General features: G+C 70.2%; 17 protein-coding genes. 7 read left to right on the forward strand and 10 right to left on the reverse strand.

Annotated elements, in window-relative coordinates; genetic code table 11:
* Positions 1-10: 10 nt before the first annotated feature.
* Complete coding sequence (locus tag B140_RS0106980; RefSeq protein ID WP_083912268.1) at positions 11-1,303, reverse strand: YkvI family membrane protein; 1,293 nt, start codon at positions 1,301-1,303, stop codon at positions 11-13.
* Positions 1,304-1,450: 147 nt separating this feature from the next.
* Positions 1,451-2,959: an Asp-tRNA(Asn)/Glu-tRNA(Gln) amidotransferase subunit GatB gene (gene gatB / locus B140_RS0106985; protein WP_026166094.1), complete on the reverse strand. Its 1,509-nt coding sequence runs from the start codon at positions 2,957-2,959 to the stop codon at positions 1,451-1,453.
* A gap of 279 nt (positions 2,960-3,238) precedes the next feature.
* Here gatB and B140_RS0106995 point away from each other — a divergent pair, with 279 nt between their 5' ends.
* Entirely contained in the window at positions 3,239-3,682 is a 444-nt protein-coding gene (locus tag B140_RS0106995; protein ID WP_018118643.1) for a CAP domain-containing protein, read from the forward strand.
* 5 nt (positions 3,683-3,687) lie between these two features.
* On the opposite strand, the gene B140_RS0107000 is transcribed toward B140_RS0106995, so the two are convergent.
* Positions 3,688-4,626, reverse strand: a complete 939-nt coding sequence (locus B140_RS0107000) for a bile acid:sodium symporter family protein (protein ID WP_018118644.1) — start codon at positions 4,624-4,626, stop codon at positions 3,688-3,690.
* A 62-nt stretch (positions 4,627-4,688) separates the two neighbouring features.
* Positions 4,689-5,720: a 6-phosphofructokinase gene (locus tag B140_RS0107005; protein WP_026166095.1), complete on the reverse strand. Its 1,032-nt coding sequence runs from the start codon at positions 5,718-5,720 to the stop codon at positions 4,689-4,691.
* A 104-nt stretch (positions 5,721-5,824) separates the two neighbouring features.
* On the opposite strand from B140_RS0107005, the gene B140_RS0107010 reads away from it, so the two are divergent.
* On the forward strand, positions 5,825-6,151 hold the full coding sequence (locus B140_RS0107010; protein ID WP_026166096.1) for a hypothetical protein: 327 nt from the start codon (positions 5,825-5,827) through the stop codon (positions 6,149-6,151).
* 43 nt (positions 6,152-6,194) lie between these two features.
* Here B140_RS0107010 and gatA read toward each other — a convergent pair whose 3' ends face one another.
* Together gatA and gatC are read right to left on the reverse strand one after the other, a co-directional pair.
* Entirely contained in the window at positions 6,195-7,679 is a 1,485-nt protein-coding gene (gene gatA, locus B140_RS0107015; protein WP_018118647.1) for an Asp-tRNA(Asn)/Glu-tRNA(Gln) amidotransferase subunit GatA, read from the reverse strand.
* 4 nt (positions 7,680-7,683) lie between these two features.
* Positions 7,684-7,977, reverse strand: coding sequence for an Asp-tRNA(Asn)/Glu-tRNA(Gln) amidotransferase subunit GatC (gene gatC / locus B140_RS0107020; protein WP_026166097.1), 294 nt, complete (start codon positions 7,975-7,977; stop codon positions 7,684-7,686).
* A gap of 171 nt (positions 7,978-8,148) precedes the next feature.
* On the opposite strand from gatC, the gene B140_RS0107025 reads away from it, so the two are divergent.
* Positions 8,149-8,817: an ACT domain-containing protein gene (locus B140_RS0107025; RefSeq protein ID WP_018118649.1), complete on the forward strand. Its 669-nt coding sequence runs from the start codon at positions 8,149-8,151 to the stop codon at positions 8,815-8,817.
* On the opposite strand, the gene B140_RS12205 is transcribed toward B140_RS0107025, so the two are convergent.
* Together B140_RS12205 and ligA are read right to left on the reverse strand one after the other, a co-directional pair.
* Positions 8,814-9,092, reverse strand: coding sequence for a hypothetical protein (locus B140_RS12205; protein ID WP_018118650.1), 279 nt, complete (start codon positions 9,090-9,092; stop codon positions 8,814-8,816). The genes B140_RS0107025 and B140_RS12205 overlap by 4 nt on opposite strands.
* A 444-nt stretch (positions 9,093-9,536) precedes the next feature.
* On the reverse strand, positions 9,537-11,591 hold the full coding sequence (ligA, locus tag B140_RS0107035) for an NAD-dependent DNA ligase LigA (protein ID WP_018118651.1): 2,055 nt from the start codon (positions 11,589-11,591) through the stop codon (positions 9,537-9,539).
* A gap of 65 nt (positions 11,592-11,656) precedes the next feature.
* Here ligA and B140_RS0107040 point away from each other — a divergent pair, with 65 nt between their 5' ends.
* From B140_RS0107040 to B140_RS0107050, 3 genes are all read left to right on the forward strand, one after another.
* Positions 11,657-12,337 (forward strand): 3'-5' exonuclease, encoded by a 681-nt coding sequence (locus tag B140_RS0107040; protein WP_018118652.1) that lies wholly within the window; start codon positions 11,657-11,659, stop codon positions 12,335-12,337.
* A 95-nt stretch (positions 12,338-12,432) separates the two neighbouring features.
* Entirely contained in the window at positions 12,433-12,813 is a 381-nt protein-coding gene (locus B140_RS12210; RefSeq protein ID WP_018118653.1) for a hypothetical protein, read from the forward strand.
* A gap of 96 nt (positions 12,814-12,909) precedes the next feature.
* Positions 12,910-13,143 (forward strand): heavy-metal-associated domain-containing protein, encoded by a 234-nt coding sequence (locus tag B140_RS0107050; RefSeq protein WP_018118654.1) that lies wholly within the window; start codon positions 12,910-12,912, stop codon positions 13,141-13,143.
* On the opposite strand, the gene B140_RS12215 is transcribed toward B140_RS0107050, so the two are convergent.
* Together B140_RS12215 and mnmA are read right to left on the reverse strand one after the other, a co-directional pair.
* Entirely contained in the window at positions 13,113-14,006 is an 894-nt protein-coding gene (locus B140_RS12215; protein ID WP_018118655.1) for a uroporphyrinogen decarboxylase/cobalamine-independent methonine synthase family protein, read from the reverse strand. The genes B140_RS0107050 and B140_RS12215 overlap by 31 nt on opposite strands.
* Entirely contained in the window at positions 14,006-15,088 is a 1,083-nt protein-coding gene (gene mnmA, locus B140_RS0107060; RefSeq protein WP_026166100.1) for a tRNA 2-thiouridine(34) synthase MnmA, read from the reverse strand. Before mnmA ends, B140_RS12215 begins: the two co-directional genes overlap by 1 nt.
* A gap of 95 nt (positions 15,089-15,183) precedes the next feature.
* Here mnmA and B140_RS0107065 point away from each other — a divergent pair, with 95 nt between their 5' ends.
* Positions 15,184-16,032 carry a spermidine synthase gene (locus B140_RS0107065; protein ID WP_018118657.1) on the forward strand — a complete coding sequence of 283 codons (849 nt, stop codon included), beginning with the start codon at positions 15,184-15,186 and terminating at the stop codon, positions 16,030-16,032.
* Positions 16,033-16,052 lie beyond the last annotated feature (20 nt).

Raw genomic sequence — 16,052 nt, forward strand, 5'->3', positions numbered from 1 at the left:
ACGCGCTTTTCTAGCGGGGCTCGCCCGCCCCGGTGGCCTGGGTCTCCTCCGGGCCGTCGTAATCCACGGAGTCGTCCTCGATCAGCTCCGTGGTCACCTCCTCCTCGATGGAGGTGGTGAGCATCTCGTCGGTGATGTTGGAGTCCTGCACGTGCTGTCGCAGCTCGTGGGCGTCCGCGCGGGAGAAGTCCTCGTCCGGGTGCTCGCGGTTGTACGTCAGCTCGCGGATGCGGTCGCGGCGCTCGATCTCCTCCTTGATCACGGAGCGGTTCTTCACCCACCAGTACACCAGCATGCCCACCATAACGATGCCGGTGTAGCCGATGGCCGGGTACACGTAGTTCATCAGGGCCTCGAAGCCGAAGAAGCTAATGCCGTACCCGATCAGGCACAGCACCAGGTACACGGGCTTGTACTTGCCGGGGTTGCCTGCCGTCATGCGGCGGCCCAGGGCGTAGAACATGCCGATGGCCGTGTTGAAGATCATGGCGAAGATGATGAGCGCCATGATGAGCGCCAGCGCCGGGGAGATGCTCTCATACAGCGAGAGCATGGGCACGCTCGCGCTGCCCACCTCGCGGAAGTTCAGGAAGAGCACCACGGCCGCCACCACGAGCAGCACCATGTAGGTCAGCCCGCCCATGATGCCGCCGCGCACCACGGCGCGGGGGTCCGAGTGGTTGCCGCCGATGACCAGGCACATGGACACGCCCAGCAGCAGGGCCAGGCCGTTGTAGTTCAGGGCGGACAGCCACCAGGGGCTCACCGGGGAGTCTGTCTGCTGCGCCAGCTCGCTGATGCCCTCGGTGCTCTCCGGGAGGTTGAGCATGGTGTAGACGAACACGCCGATGACGGCCACGATGATCAGCGGGGTGATCCCGCCGATGATCTTGGACACCTTATCCACGTCCAGCAGGCCCACCGCCATCACGATCAGCGTCATGATGCCGGAGCCGAGCCACGCCTGGAGGCCAAACTGCTGCTCCAGGTTGGCGCCCGCCCCGGCGAGCATGACAAAGCCGATGGCAAAGAGCGTGGCCGTCACGCCGATGTCCAGGATGCGGGACATCACCGGGTGCGCCACGTTGCGGAACACCATGTTGTGCTCGTCGGCCATGAAGTAACTACCCAGGCCCAGGATCACCGCTCCCGCGACGGTCATGATGATGCCCGAGATCACCGCGCCGACGATGCCCACGCTTCCGAACGATATGAAGTACTGAATGACCTCCGCGCCCGTGGCAAAGCCGGCTCCCACCAGCAGACCCACGAACGACAAAGCGATCGATATTGACTTCCTCACAGCAAGAAACAGCTCCTCAAAGCTTATCGACATCCCCGCGCCACCGGGCCCCGCCCGGGGCAGCGCGCCTCCCCCGGGCGCGCCACCGCGCAGAAGGCGGGGTACGAACGAGGTACCAGGGTAGCTGTTTCTTCAGCGCAGCGACAGTTAGGCCTGAAGCTTCCGGGCGATCAGCTCGTTCACCTGCTTGGGATCGGCCTTGCCCCGGGTGGCCTTCATCACCGCGCCCACGATGGCCCCGGTCACCTTGGTGTTGCCCGCCTTGTACTTCTCCACGATGTCCGGGTTGGCCGCCAGGGCCTCCTCCACGGCGGCCTCGATGGCGCCGTCGTCGCGCACCACCTCGAGCCCGCGCGCGGCCACGACCTCGTCCACGCCGCCCTCGCCCGCCAGCACGCCGTCCACGGCCTGGCGGGCGAGCTTGTTGGTGAGCTTGCCCTCGCGCACCAGCTCGGCCACGCGGGCCACCTGGGCCGGGGTGATCCCCACGGCGTCCAGCTCCACCCCGGCCTCGTTGGCCTTCTGGGAGAGGTAGGACACCCACCAGGCGCGCGCCTCGTCGGCGCTGGCGCCCGCCTCGGTGGTCTCCACGATGAGGTCCAGCGCACCGGCGTTGACGAGGTCGCGCATCTCGGCGTCGGAGAGGCCCCACTCCTTCTGGATCCGGGCGCGGCGCACCCAGGGCAGCTCCGGGAGCGTGGCCCGGATCTCCTCCACCCACTCGCGCGGGGCGAGCACCGGGGGCAGGTCGGGGTCGTTGAAGTAGCGGTAGTCCTCGGCCGTCTCCTTGGGGCGGCCCTTAGAGGTGGTGCCGTCGGACTCCTGGTAGTGGCGGGTCTCCTGCACGATCTCCTCGCCCGCCTCGATGGCGGCGGCCTGGCGCTGCATCTCAAAGCGCACGGCCTGCTCCACGGACTTCAGCGAGTTGATGTTCTTGGTCTCCGTGCGGGTGCCAAACTCCGTGGTGCCCACCGGGCGCAGGGAGAGGTTGGAGTCCACGCGCATGGAGCCCTGGTCCATGCGGGCGTCGGACACGCCCAGCGCCTTGACCAGGTCGCGCAGCGCGGAGACGTAGGCGCGGGCGACCTCCGGGGCGCGCTCGCCCGCCCCCTCGATCGGCTTGGTCACGATCTCGATGAGCGGGATGCCCGCGCGGTTGCAGTCCACCAGCGAGGCCGTGGCCCCGTGGATGCGACCGTCCGCGCCGCCCAGGTGCGTGAGCTTGCCGGTGTCCTCCTCCATGTGGGCGCGCTCGATCTCCACGCGCCACGGGGTGCCGTCGTCCAGCACCACGTCGAGGTAGCCGTCGTAGGCGATGGGCTCGTCGTACTGGGAGATCTGGTAGTTCTTGGGCTGATCGGGGTAAAAGTAGTTCTTCCGCGCGAAGCGGGAGGACTCCGCGATGGAGCAGTTCAGCGCCAGGCCGATCTTGATGGCCCACTCCACGCCCTTGGCGTTGACCACGGGCAGCGCGCCCGGCAGGCCCAGGGACACCGGATCGACGTTGGTATTGGGCTCCGCGCCGAAGTGCGCGGAGGAGGAGGAGAACATCTTGGTGTTCGTGGCCAGCTCCACGTGCACCTCGAGGCCCATCACCGGGTCAAACTTCTCCAGTACCTCGTCAAAATCCATCAGGTCATAGCTCGCGGCAGTCATAGCCACACAGTGTAGTGCGCGCGCCGGTCCCGCGGCACGGCGGGCGGGGCCGACCTCGCCCGCGCCCGGCCCCCTCCTCGGCTCCCCGTCCGCGACGCCGCCGCGCGCGCCGGGAAAAATACTTCATCGGGCGTTTACCCGGCATTTCCCGGCGGGCAAAATAAAATGTGATAAATGGCAAAAACATTGCCGCCTTAACAGGGAAATATTAGGCTGAAAATTGCAGGGGAAGGAAAGATCCCCTCACGGTATAGCCCCACGAGAAAAGAGGTTACCGGCGTGCACAAACGCAAGAAACACGCAGCACTGTTCCTGCCCACGATCGCCCTGGCCGCCGCCAGCGCCGCCCCCGCTGGCGCGGACATCCCCGCCCCGCACGACACCGCCCGCGAGGAGACCGCCGCCGCGCTGCTCCTGCGCCTCACCAACGAGCAGCGCACGCAGCACGGGCTCCCCGAGCTGCGCCTGGACCACGCGCTCTCCCTCGAATCCCACGACTGGGGAGAGCTGCTCAGCATCAGCGGCGCGTTCCACCACAGCCCCGACGCGCCCGCGGAAAACCTCGCCTTCTCCCCCAGGCTCGACGCCCCGGAGGCCATCCTATCCGCCTGGATGAACACCGACGGGCAGCGCGATAACATCCTGGACCCCAACGCCACGGAAATGGGGATCGGGATACATTACGACGCCAACGGGACCCATTCGGTGCAGCGATTCCGCTAACGCCCCTATTTTCTCCGATCCGCCGCCCCGCACAGCGCGGCGATTATGGCCCCGGAAATGTTATGCCATACGGAGAAAAGCGCTCCGGGCAGGGCGGAGGCGGGATCGAAGTACCGGGCGGCCAGCCCGGCCGCCAACCCCGAGTTCTGCATTCCCACCTCGATGCTCACGGTGCGCCGCACCGGCACCGGCTGCCGGGTGGCCCTGGCCACCGCGTAGCCGAGCGCATAGCCCAGGGCGTTGTGCAGCACCACCGCCGCCATCACCAGCGCTCCCGCCTCCGCGAGGCGGTCCCGCGAGCCGGACACCACGATCGCCACGATGAGCGCGATGGCGGCCACGGAGAACCAGGGCAGCGCCGGGAGGAGGCGGGCCACGAGGCCCCCGCACCACCGCCGCACCAGCAGGCCGCCCACCACGGGGACGAGCACCATCTGCACGATGGAGGCGGCCATCTCCCCCGCGCTCAGCGGCATGTACCGCCCCGCCAGCCACAGCGTGAGCGCCGGGGTGAGCAGCGGGGCCAACAGCGTGGACACCGAGGTCATGGTGACGGACAGCGCGACGTCGGCGCGCGCGAGCAGGCAGACCACGTTGGAGCTGGTGCCGCCCGGGGCACAGCCCACCAGGATCACCCCGACGGCGATCTCCGGGGGCAGCCGCAGCAGCCGCACCACCGCCACGGCCGCCGCCGGCATGATGACGTACTGGGCCGCCACCCCCAGCAGCACCGGCAGGGGGCGGGCGAGCACGGGGCGGAAGTCCCCCGGGCGCAGGCTCAGCCCCATGCCGAACATGACGAGCCCCAGCAGCCAGGGGGTAGCCCCGGACAGGGGCGCAACGCTCGCGGGGGCGAGGAAGCCGACGGCCCCGCCGAGCAGGACGAGAAGGGGAAAGCCCAGGGCGGCGACGTGCGCGCCCCGGGCGGGCTTAGGCTGCGGCATGGTGACATCCCCTGCGCTGACTCGGCGGTAATGATGGATGTCACTCTAGCCGGTGGCGGCCCCTATCCAAACATGGCCTGGGCCGTCTCGTAGCGGCGCAGCGGCACCTCCTTGAGGGTTCCCACCGCCTCCGCGAGCGGGATCATCTCAATGTTCTCCCCGTGGAGGGCCACGGTCTTGCCAAAGTGCCCCTCGTGGCAGGCGCGCGCGGCGCGCACCCCGTAGCGGGTGGCCAGCACCCGGTCGAAGGAGGTGGGTGTGCCGCCGCGCTGGATGTGCCCGAGCACCGTGGTGCGCACGTCGTGGCCCAGGCGGGCGTGGACCTCGTCCGCGATCTGCTGGCCGATCCCGGTGAAGGTCTTGTGGCCAAACTGGTCCACCTCGCCCTCGCGCAGCTCCATCGTGCCCTCGGCGGGCAGCGCACCCTCGGCCACGACGATGATGCCGTACTTCTCCCCCATCTGGAAGCGGCGCTCCATCGCCTTGCAGATGTCCGCGATGTCGAAGGGCACCTCCGGGATCACCGTGTAGTGCGCGCCCCCGGCCATCCCGGCGTGCAGGGCGATCCACCCCACGTGCCGCCCCATGACCTCCACGATCATCACGCGGTTGTGGGACTCCGCGGTGGTGTGCAGGCGGTCGATGGCGTCCGTGGCCACGGACACGGCGGTGTCGAAGCCGAAGGTGTAGTCCGTGCCGTTGACATCGTTGTCGATGGTCTTGGGCACGCCCACCACCGGGATTCCGTTATCGGAGAGCCACTTGGCCCCCTTGAGCGTGCCCTCGCCGCCGATGGGGATCAGGGCGTCCACCCCGGCGTCCTCCAGGTTGGCCTTGATCTGGTCCAGGCCCTCCTTGAACTTATCGGGGTGGAGGCGCCCGGTGCCCAGGATCGTACCGCCGCGCAACAGGATCTTGTCGATCCGCTCGTCGTCGTAGAGCTGCACGCGGCGATCCTCCATGAGGCCCACCCAGCCGTCCTCGTAACCGACCACCGTCGATCCAAACTCGGAGCTGGCCGTGCGCACGATGCCACGGATCACAGCGTTGAGGCCAGGGCAGTCACCACCGGAGGTGAGGGTCGCAATACGCATGGAGACCATTCTAGTAGCAGCCGTGTCCCCACGGCACCGCGCGGTCCTCCCGTAGCCGCCCGCGCGGCTACGATGCGGCCACGGCGCGGCTATGATCGGTGCGCATGGGAATGATGGACCTCAAGCAACCGCAGGATGTTAGCACCGCCACCGTGGTGGCCACCGGCCTGATCGGCGGCTGGCTCACCGCCCGGGAGACGGGGATTCGCCCCCTGGGCGGGGCCGTGCTGGCCGCCGCCGGGGCGTGGGCGGCGCACAACTGGTGGCGCACCACCAGCCCCGCCGTCACCGCCGGGCTCACGGCCACCTACGTGGCCGGGTTCGGGGCCAGCCACCCGCTGGCCAAGAAGATCGGCTCCTGGCCCGCGGTGCTCGCGGTCACCGGGGTGGCCTCGGGTGCCGCCTACGCGCTGGCGGACTCCCGCTCCTAGCCGCGTCCCCGGGCGGGGCTAGGAACAAGGTGAGACCAAAAAACTAGGCCCGGCCCGCCTCGAAGGCCGCGCCCACCCGGTAGAGGCGGTCGTCCGCAAAGGCCGGGGCCATGAGCTGCAGGCCCACCGGAAGGTTGGTGTCCTCCGCGAAGCCGGAGGGCACGGACATGCCGCACAGGCCCGCCAGGTTCAGCGGCAGGGTGCACAGGTCGAAGTTGTACATGGCCAGCGGGTCGGAGACCTTCTCCCCCAGCTTGAAGGCCGTGGTGGGGGTGGTGGGCGAGGCCAGGATATCCACCTTCTCGTACGCCTTGGCGAAGTCCTGGGCGATCAGCGTGCGCACCCGCTGGGCCTGCAGGTAGTAGGCGTCGTAGTAGCCCACGGACAGCGCGTAGGTGCCCAGGATGATGCGGCGCTTGACCTCGGGGCCAAAGCCCTCGGCGCGGGTCAGGGCCATGACCTCGTTGGCGGAGCGGGAGCCGTCGTCGCCCGCCCTCTTGCCGTAGCGCATGCCGTCGAACCGCGCGAGGTTGGAAGACACCTCGCAGGGCAGGATCAGGTAGTAGGCGTTGAGGGCGTCGTCAAAGTGCGGGCAGTCCACCTCCACCAGCTCCGCGCCCTGGGACTCCAACTGGCGCAGCGCGGCGTGGTAGTTGTCCATCACGCCTGGCTGCCAGCCCTCGCGGTCGAACTGCTTGATCACGCCCACCGTGACCCCCGTGAGGTCCCCGGAGGCGCCCCGGCGCGCGGCCTCCACCACGGGGGCCACGGGCTTGTCCACGGAGGTGGCGTCGAAGCGGTCGTGCCCGGCGATGACCTCGTGCAGCAGCGCGGTATCCAACACGGTGCGCGCGCAGGGCCCGCCCTGGTCCAGGGAGGAGGCGCACGCGATGAGGCCGTAGCGCGAGACGGTGCCGTAGGTGGGCTTGACGCCCACGGTGTTGGTCAGGGCCGCGGGCTGGCGGATGGAGCCGCCGGTGTCCGTGCCGATGCCCAGCGGGGCCTGCCCGGCGGCCAGGGCGGCCGAGGTGCCGCCGCCGGAGCCGCCCGCGGTGCGCTCCAGGTCGTAGGGGTTGTGCGTGGGGCCGAAGGCGGAGTTCTCCGTGGAGGAGCCCATGGCGAACTCGTCCAGGTTGGTCTTGCCCAGGATGGGGATGCCCGCCTCGCGGATCTTGCGCGTCACCGTGGCGTCGTAGGGGGCGCGGTAGCCCTCCAGCATCCTCGAGGCCGCCGTGGTGGGGGCGTCGGTGGTGGTGAAGATGTCCTTGAGGGCCAGCGGCACGCCCGCCAGCGGGGAGGCCGGGGCCTCGCCCGCGTCCAGGGCGGCGTCCACGGCGTCGGCCGCCTCCAGGGCCTCCCGCGCGCCCACGTGGAGGAAGGCGTGCAGGGCGGCGTCGGTGGCCTCGATGCGGTCCAGGTGGGCCTGGGTGACCTCGCGGGAGGTGACCTCGCGGGCGTGGATCTTGCCGGCCAGCTCGGCGGCGCTCAGGGCGGTCAGGCCCTCCTCGGGCTTGATGTACGTGGTCATGTGTCTACTCCCCCAGGATCTGCGGTACGACGAAACGCTGCTGCTCCACCTTGGGCGCCTGGTCCAGCGCCTGCTCCGCGCTGAGCGTGCTCTCCTGCTCGTCGGCGCGCATGGTGGTGCTGATGGAGTGCGGATGGCTCATGGGCTCCACGCCCTGGGCCGCCACCTGCTGCACCCCGGAAACGTTGGCCACGATGCCGTCGATCTGCTCGGCATACTGCGCCAACTCCTCCTCGCTGAGCGCCAGGCGGGCTAGTTCTGCGAGGTGGGCCACCTCGTCGCGCGAAATCTTGGGCACGCTGTACATCCTTCTTCGGCTCGTTCGTTCCAGACTCCCGCCCATGATAATGCACCCCGCCGCGCCGGGCGCCCGGGGCCAAGCGCTGACCGCTAAGTCCGCCCCGGTGCCCCGCCAGCGGCTACCATGTCCTGGTAACCCATTCCCCGGACCGCTCGGAAGGCCAGACCCGTGCCCTACCTGATCCGCGTTCTCCTCCCGGATGCCCCCGGCAGCCTCGGCGTGCTCACCCGCGCCTTCGGCGCCATCGACGCCAACATCCAGTCGGTGGACGTGGTGGAGACCTTCCCCGACGGCACCGTGATGGACGACCTCGTGATCGACCTGCCCGGCGGCACCCTGGCCGACACCCTCGTCTCCGCGGCGCAGTCCGTGGACGGGGTGCTGGTGGACTCCATCCGGCCCTTCTCCGGGCGGGTGGACCGGCGCGGGCAGATCGAGATGCTTGCCGACGTCGCCTGCAACGCCACCGACGTGCCCCGGGCGATGGAGGAGCTGGTGCGGGTGCTGCCGCGCTCCATGACCTCCTCGTGGGCGATCGTGCTCGACACCCGCTCCCCCGTGACCCGGGTGGCCGCCTCCCCCGCCGCCCCGGAGGACAACCGGGACAACCCCGGCGCGATCCCCGTGGCCTCCGCGCGCACGCTGCACCCGGACAGCGAGGAGTGGGTGCCCGAGGCCTGGGCGCTGCTCGACTCCGCCCTGGCCGCCGCGCCCCTGCCCGGCACCGACCTGGTGGTCATCATCGGGCGCCTGGGCGGCCCGGACTTCCTGGCCAGCGAGGTCACCCACCTGGGCAACCTGGCCACGGTGTGCGGGGCGATCCTGGCGCGGCGCTAAAGCCCCACGATCAGCATGGCCGCCACGATCACGACGAGCGGCGAGAACAACCCGATCACCGAGGCCACCGCTAACCCGATCGAACGGGTACGCCAGGCATACCAACCGCCGACGCCCGCGAGCGCCACCAGGGCCACGATCAGGGCGTAATCCATCGCCCCGCCCATCGCCTCATGCCAGGAATCCGGCAGCGTCCACGACAGGTAGCCCAGGAGCATGGCCGCCAACGCGGCAACCCAGCCCACGGCGGCGTTGCTTCCCTCAGCCTGCTTCAACGCTCAACCCTCCTCTCTCAACAAAACTACACCTCGCGTTTTCTCATACACGGCAACCATGCCATGCCGGGACTGCAATAATGGCAGCTTCAAGATACGCCCTAGCCCATCCCGAGTAAGTTCCCTCGGACTGCTCACAAAGTATCTTTTGCAGCCCTTCCCCGCCAGGAGGTTCAGCACCCGAATCCCCTCGTCATCCGCGCTTTCCTCGGCCGCGGATACCGAAGGGGAAACGAGGATCGAGACAAAAATCGTGGAGATTTTTCACATCAACCTCGTTAAGAACTTGCATGCCTAACGTAGGCAAAGGAAGTGAAATTAGCCTGAACAATGGGTTACATATGGAAGAATTTCCAGCGCCTTCCGCACCCCAACGCCAGGCCTTTCACATCCCGGCCTTGCAGGGCTGGCGGATCGCCCATCGACACCCCTGCCAGCCCCGCGCTACGCCTCCCCGCGCAGCAGCGCCTCGAACCCGGCCTCGTCCAACACCGGCACGCCCAGCTGCCGCGCCTTGGCCTCCTTGGAGCCCGCGTTCTCCCCCGCCACCACGTAGGTGGTCTTCTTGGACACCGACCCGGCGGCCTTGCCGCCCCGGGAGACGATGGCCTCCTTGGCCTCGTCGCGGCTGAACCGCTCCAGGGTGCCGGTGACTACCACGGTCATGCCCTCCAGCACCTGCGCGGGGCGATCGCCCGCCTCCTCGCGCATGGTCACCCCGGCGGCGGCCCAGCGATCCACGATCCGGCGGTGCCAGTCCACCTGCGCCCAGGCCGCCACGGAGGCCGCGATGGCCGGGCCCACGCCCTCGATCTCGGCCAGCTCGTCCACCGGGGCGGACAGGATGGCCTCCATGTCCCCGTAGCGCCGGGCGAGCGCCCGGGCCGCCGTGGGGCCCACGTGGCGGATGGACAGCGCCACCAGCACGCGCCAGAGGTCGGCCCGGCGCGCCCGCTCCAGGTTGGCGATGAGCTTGCGCCCGGAGGCGTTGACCTCCCCCTTGGTGGTGGTGTACACCGCCGAGGCACGCAGGTCCTCCTCGGTGAGGTCGAAGAGCGCGGACTCGTCCGCCAGCACCCCGGTGCGGATGAGGTCCTCCGCGCCCTTCTCCCCCAGCGCCTCGATGTCGAAGCCGCCGCGCCCGGCGAGGTAGGTCAAACGGGCGGTCAGCTGCGCGGGGCAGCTGCGGTGGTTGGGGCAGCGCCAGTCGGCGTCCTCCTCCTTCTGCGGGGCCAGCCGGGTGCCGCACACCGGGCACAGGGTGGGAAAGAGGAAGGCGCGCTCGGTGCCGTCGCGGCGCTCCGCCACCGGGCCCAACACCTCCGGGATCACCTCCCCGGCCTTGCGGATCACCACGGTATCCCCGATAAGCACGCCCTTGCGCTTGACCTCCGTCTGGTTGTGCAGGGTGGCCATGGCCACGGTGGAGCCGGCCACCGTGACCGGGCGCATGACGGCAAAGGGGGTCACCCGGCCCGTGCGGCCCACGCCCACGCGGATGTCCAGCAGCTCGGTGGTGACCTCCTCCGGGGGGTACTTGTAGGCGATGGCCCAGCGGGGGGCGCGGCTGGTAAAGCCGTACTGGCGCTGCCGGTCGAGGGAATCCACCTTGACCACCAGGCCGTCCATCTCGTGCAGCGCGTCGTGGCGGTGCTCCTCCCAGTGGCGGACCTGCGCGTAGACCTCCTCCTGGGAGTGCACCAGCCGGGTGTAGGGGGACACCGGCAGCCCCCAGCGCCGCAGCGCCTGGTAGGCCTCGTACTGCGTCCCCGGGGCGAAGCCCTCCCGCGCGCCGATGCCGTGGCAGATCATGCGCAGGCGGCGGTTGCGCACGTCCTCCACGTTCTTTTGGCGCAGCGAGCCCGCCGCGGCGTTGCGCGGGTTGGCAAAGGGCTTGCCCCCGGAGGCGATGCGCAGGGCGTTGACCTCGGAGAAGTCCTCCACCGCGATGAACACCTCGCCGCGCACCTCCACGAACGCGGGCACGTCCTCCCCGTGCAGCTCGTGCGGGATGTCCGCGATCACGCGGGCGTTCGCGGTGATGTCCTCCCCCACCGCGCCGTCGCCCCGGGTGGCCGCCCGGGTGAGGCGGCCGTTCTCGTAGATGAGGTCGATGGAGAGGCCGTCGATCTTCAGCTCGGTGAGGTAGGCCTGCGCCGGGGTGCGCGCCATCCACTCCGCCAGCTCCTCCTCGGAGAAGGCGTTATCCAGGGAGTACATGCGCTGCGGGTGCTCCACGTCCGCGAACTGCGAGGACGTGGGCACCGGGGAGCCCACCTGCTGGGTGGGGGAATCCGGCACCGCCAGCTCGGGGTGCTCGCGCTCCAGGGCCAGCAGACGCTGGAAGAGGGCGTCGTAGTCCGCGTCGGGGATCGCGGGCTGCTCGTTGTCGTAGAGCTCGCGGTGGCGCCGGATCTCCCGAGCCAGTTCCTCCCACCGGCGGCGCAGGTGGGCCTGATCCTCGTGGTCGCCGGCGGGCGTCCCGGCGCTGTCTGTCACGTCCTCACTCACGCCCACCGATTGTATCGGCCCCCGCGCCGCGCGCCGAGGCGGGCGGTACTGTAATGGGCATGAGCAACTTCAATCCCGGCGCCATGCTCTCCTTTGACCTGGAGACCACCTCCGCGAATCCGCTGGAGGCGCGCATCGTCACCTCCGCGATGGTGCGCATCGACGCCTCCGGGGCGCACCCCACGGAGCTGCTGGCGGACCCCGGGGTGGAGATCCCCGAGGCCGCCCAGCAGGTGCACGGGATCACCACGGAGCACGCCCGCGAGCACGGCCAGCCCCACGAGGAGGTGCTGCGCACCACGGTGGAGACCATCCGGGCGGGGTGGGAGGACGGCCTGACCCTCATCGTGTTCAACGCGGCCTACGATCTCACGGTGCTGCGCCGCCTGACCGGGGACTTCACGGTGACGGGCGCGGTGTTTGACCCCTTCGTGGTGGACAAGCTCAAGGACCGTTACCGAAAAGGCAAAAGGACCCTCAGCGATATGGCGTCACACTACGGGGTGCGCATTGATAACGCCCACGAGGCCACCTCGGACGCGCTGGCGGCGGCCCGCATCGCGTGGAAGCAGACGAAAATATACCCTGAGCTGCTGGAGATGTCCGCCGAGGAGCTGATGGAGTTCCAGGCGGTGGGCTACTACGAGATGCAGGTGGAGTTCCAAAGGTATCTGCGCAACCGCGACCGGGACGCCAGCGACGTCCACACGGCCTGGCCCATGCGCAGCGCCTAGGGGCGCGGGCCCGCCCCCGGAGTAAGGTTCTTCACCGTTCCTAGTGGCAAGGCGCCCGCCTTGCTTCCTCTTTTTCTCGTTCTATGGAGGTAGCCATGATCGGCACTCTTCTTTCCTCTGCCCTCTCCGGCCTGCTCGCCCTCAACCCCTTCCTCTCCCCCGCGGATCACATCCCGGACATCGCCCCCGGCTCCTCCTCCGAGGCCGCCGCGCAGGAGCAGGAGGTGGTGGACCCCGGCTACTTCATCCACAGCGGCAAGCTGGCCGTGAACCGCGCCGTGTTCCAGGAGGAGCAGGCCGCCGGGCACGACCTGGTGACCATCGACTTCACCGGCGATCACTCCGCCAAGATCCAGCAGGCCGCCACCTTCGACGCCGAGAAGGACGCCGCCGCCCTGGATCGCATCGTGGAGGTGCTCAAGATCAACGGCTACGACCAGATCTCCATGACCACCGCCCCGCTGGTGGCGCAGTAGGCCCCACCGGCGCGACCGGGCGCGGCTTACGGCGGCGGGACCACCCGCCGCTTTTTCTTATTCCCCGGATACCCCACCGGGGTATAGGGTGGGGGCATGATGATTACCTACACCGTCACCGGAATGACCTGCGCGCACTGCGAGAACGCGGTGCGCGAGGAGGTATCCGCCCTGCCCGGCGTGGCCGTGGCCGAGGTCAGCGCCCGCGAGGGCACGCTGGTCGTGGAGGCTCCCGACGCCCCAGAGGCCACAGCCGCCCGCCTGGACGCCGCCGTCGCGGCGGCCGTGGAGGAGGCGGGCTACCGAGCCAGCCGCGCCGCCGTCCGGTAGGATTCCACGGCCCGAGAAAGGCTCTCCCAGGGGCCCTCCGCCACGACGTCGAGGGCATCCTCCGCCGGGGAATATTCCCGGATGACCTCGGGAAGGTCCCGGTCGCCCGGCCCCACCGTCACCGCGAGGCGACCGCCCTCGTCCAGGTGCTCGCCCACCGCGTCGATCAGGGCGGTTCCTCGGATCGCCCCGCGCGATACCTGCACCGTGGCGGCCTGGCTGCGCCGCGCCGCCGTCCAGGGCGGGACCTGCCCGCAGAGGTTGAGCAGGGTCTCCTCGCGCACCCGGCCCATCACCTCGTGCAGGCGCGCGCCCAGCTCCTCCTCCGGGATGGGCGCGAGGGGGTCGAAGTCGTGGGTGCCCGGCACGCTCCCGGCGGCCAGGGCCGCCAGCAGGGGCTCATCGAGCTGGACGCACACCGTGGCCCCCATGCGGCGGGCCACCTCCCCGGCGTGCTCGGCCACGCCCTCGACCAGGGCCTGGGTGAGGTCGCGCAGCGCGCCCGCGTCGGACACCGCCCGGTGCCCCCTCGGGGTCTCCAGGCTGGCGGCCAGGCTCCACGGGCCCATCACCTGCACCTTGACGGCGCGCGCCGCGCCCGCCCATTCCTCCTCGCAGGCGTCGAGGTCGCGGCGCAGGCGATCGAGAAGCCGCAGGTTGCCGGGGCGCAGCACCCATCCGCGCGGTCCCCGATCCACCGGGATGCCCGGCAGCAGGCAGGCGGTGCGCCCCACCGGGTGAGAATCCAGGCCCCGCTGCGGCAACTGCGGCAGGTGCACGAGGTCGCCCGTCTCCCCCAGCACCATCTGCGCGGCCTCCCGCACGGAGACGCCCGGCAGCGGGCCCAGCCCGTAGGCGCGCATCAGCGCCGCGTCCCGCAGATGGTGCCGGAGCCCAGCACGATGTCCCCGCCCTCGTCCGGGAGGTAGAGCACCGCGGCCTGGCCGCGCGCCACGCCGTAGAGCGGGTCGCGCAGCTCCAGGCTCATGCGGTCCGCCCCCCGGTCGATCCGCGCTCGGCAGGCCACCAGCCCGCCGTGGGCGCGCACCTGCACCTGGCACTCCACCTCCCCGTCCATGCCCGGGTGCAGGTACTTGAGGCGGTCCGCCTCGATCGCGCGCACGCTGAGGTCCTCGTGGGAGCCCACCGTCACGGTGCCGGTGGCGGCGTCGATGTCCGTGACGTAGCGGGGGCGGCCGTCGGCGGCGGGCGTCTTGATGTCCAGGCCCCGGCGCTGGCCGATGGTAAACCCGTACACCCCCTCGTGCTCGCGCAGGGGCGCGCCCTCACCGTCCACGATCATGCCGGGGCGCGTGCCGATGCGCGCGCCCAGAAAGGCGGTGGTGTTGCCGTCCGGGATGAAGCAGATGTCGTAGGAATCCGGCTTGGCGGCGGTGGAAAAACCGTGGGCGGCGGCCTCCTTCCTGATCTGCGGCTTGTGGGTATCGCCCACCGGGAACATGCAGTGCGCGATCTCCCGGGCGCCCAGCACGCCCAGCACGTAGGACTGATCCTTGCGCGGGTCGATGGCGCGCCGCAGGTAGCCGTCCGGGGTGATCCGGGCGTAGTGCCCGGTGACCACCGCGTCGAACCCCAGGGCGATGCCGCGCTCCAGCAGGGCCGCGAACTTGATCTTCTCGTTGCAGCGCAGGCAGGGGTTGGGGGTCTCGCCCCGGTCGTAGGAGTCCACGAAGTCCTCCACGACCTCCTGCTTGAAGCGGTCGGAGAAGTCCCACACGTAGAAGGGGATGCCGAGCTTGTCGCACACCCGGCGCGCGTCCGCCGAGTCCTCCAGGGAGCAGCACCCCCGGGAGGACTCCCGCACCGCCTGCGGATCCTGGGACAGCGCCAGGTGCACCCCCACCACCTCGTGACCGGCCTCCACCGCCCGCGCGGCGGCCACGGAGGAGTCCACCCCTCCGCTCATGGCGGCCAATACCCGCATACCGCGGCCCCTTTCCTCGTGTTGCCTCTTCCCCGCCGTGGGGAAGCCGCGTGCAATTCGTGGCCAGTGTAGCGCCACCGCCTAGGATGGCCCTCATGGCCCGCCAGCAGCGCCCCGCCCCGCAGGCGGGAACCTACGAGATCGACACCGGCACCGCCACCCTGCAACGCGACGACACCGCCGCGCATTCCTGGACCCTTCTGGTCAACGGGGCGATCTCCAGCCACGTCGTCCTCGGGGAGCCCCGCGCGCTCCACTTCGACTACATGCGGTGGATCGCCGCCGCCGTGGATCACGCGGTGGCTCACCGCCTGGACGCGCAGCGGCTGCGCGTCACCCACCTGGGCGGCGCTGCCTGCACGCTGGCCCGCTACATGGCCGCCGCGTACCCGCGCTCGCGCAACACGGTGGTGGAGATCGACGCCGCCCTGGCCGCCTACGCCCGCCGGTGGTTCGACATCCCCCGGGCGCCGAGCGTGAAGATCCGCGTGGGGGAGGCCCGCGCCGTGACGGATACCTTCGTCGATTCCTCCCGCGACGTCATCATCCGGGACGTGTTCTCCGGCACCGCCACCCCGCGCCCCCTGACCACCGTGGAGTTCTACCGGCGCTGCGCCCGAGCGCTCAGCCCCGAGGGGCTCCTCGTGCTCAACTGCGGCACCCGCGCCGACCTCGCGGAGGCCCGCGCGGAGATCGCCGGGCTGCGCGAGGCGTTTCCACACGTGGAGGCCATCGCGGACCCCGCCATGCTCAAGGGCAAGCGGTACGGCAACATCGTGTTGACCGCCAGCCGCGCGGCCACCCCCGACCGCCCCGGCCTGCACCGCCGCCTCCTGGGCGGGGCCACCCCCGCGCAGTCGCGCGAGAGCGCCTGGACGGCCCGGCTTTCCTCCGGCGTGCGCCCGCGCCGGGACCACCCCCGAGGGGAGACGACTGCGGGGTGAAACGGGCAGGCGGTGTTAAT

The organism is Corynebacterium mastitidis DSM 44356, from assembly GCF_000375365.1.
Lineage (GTDB): Bacteria > Actinomycetota > Actinomycetes > Mycobacteriales > Mycobacteriaceae > Corynebacterium > Corynebacterium mastitidis.

Coding starts and splice junctions, on each gene's coding strand:
- B140_RS0107050 (WP_018118654.1), top strand. CDS start 12,910: ATGATGATTACCTACACCGTCACCGGAATGACCTGCGCGCACTGCGAG.
- mnmA (WP_026166100.1), bottom strand. CDS start 15,088: ATGCGGGTATTGGCCGCCATGAGCGGAGGGGTGGACTCCTCCGTGGCC.
- gatB (WP_026166094.1), bottom strand. CDS start 2,959: ATGACTGCCGCGAGCTATGACCTGATGGATTTTGACGAGGTACTGGAG.
- B140_RS0107000 (WP_018118644.1), bottom strand. CDS start 4,626: ATGCCGCAGCCTAAGCCCGCCCGGGGCGCGCACGTCGCCGCCCTGGGC.
- B140_RS12210 (WP_018118653.1), top strand. CDS start 12,433: ATGATCGGCACTCTTCTTTCCTCTGCCCTCTCCGGCCTGCTCGCCCTC.
- gatA (WP_018118647.1), bottom strand. CDS start 7,679: ATGACCACGTACATCAAGCCCGAGGAGGGCCTGACCGCCCTGAGCGCC.
- B140_RS0107005 (WP_026166095.1), bottom strand. CDS start 5,720: ATGCGTATTGCGACCCTCACCTCCGGTGGTGACTGCCCTGGCCTCAAC.
- B140_RS0107040 (WP_018118652.1), top strand. CDS start 11,657: ATGGGCATGAGCAACTTCAATCCCGGCGCCATGCTCTCCTTTGACCTG.
- B140_RS12215 (WP_018118655.1), bottom strand. CDS start 14,006: ATGCGCGCCTACGGGCTGGGCCCGCTGCCGGGCGTCTCCGTGCGGGAG.
- B140_RS0107010 (WP_026166096.1), top strand. CDS start 5,825: ATGGGAATGATGGACCTCAAGCAACCGCAGGATGTTAGCACCGCCACC.
- B140_RS0107065 (WP_018118657.1), top strand. CDS start 15,184: ATGGCCCGCCAGCAGCGCCCCGCCCCGCAGGCGGGAACCTACGAGATC.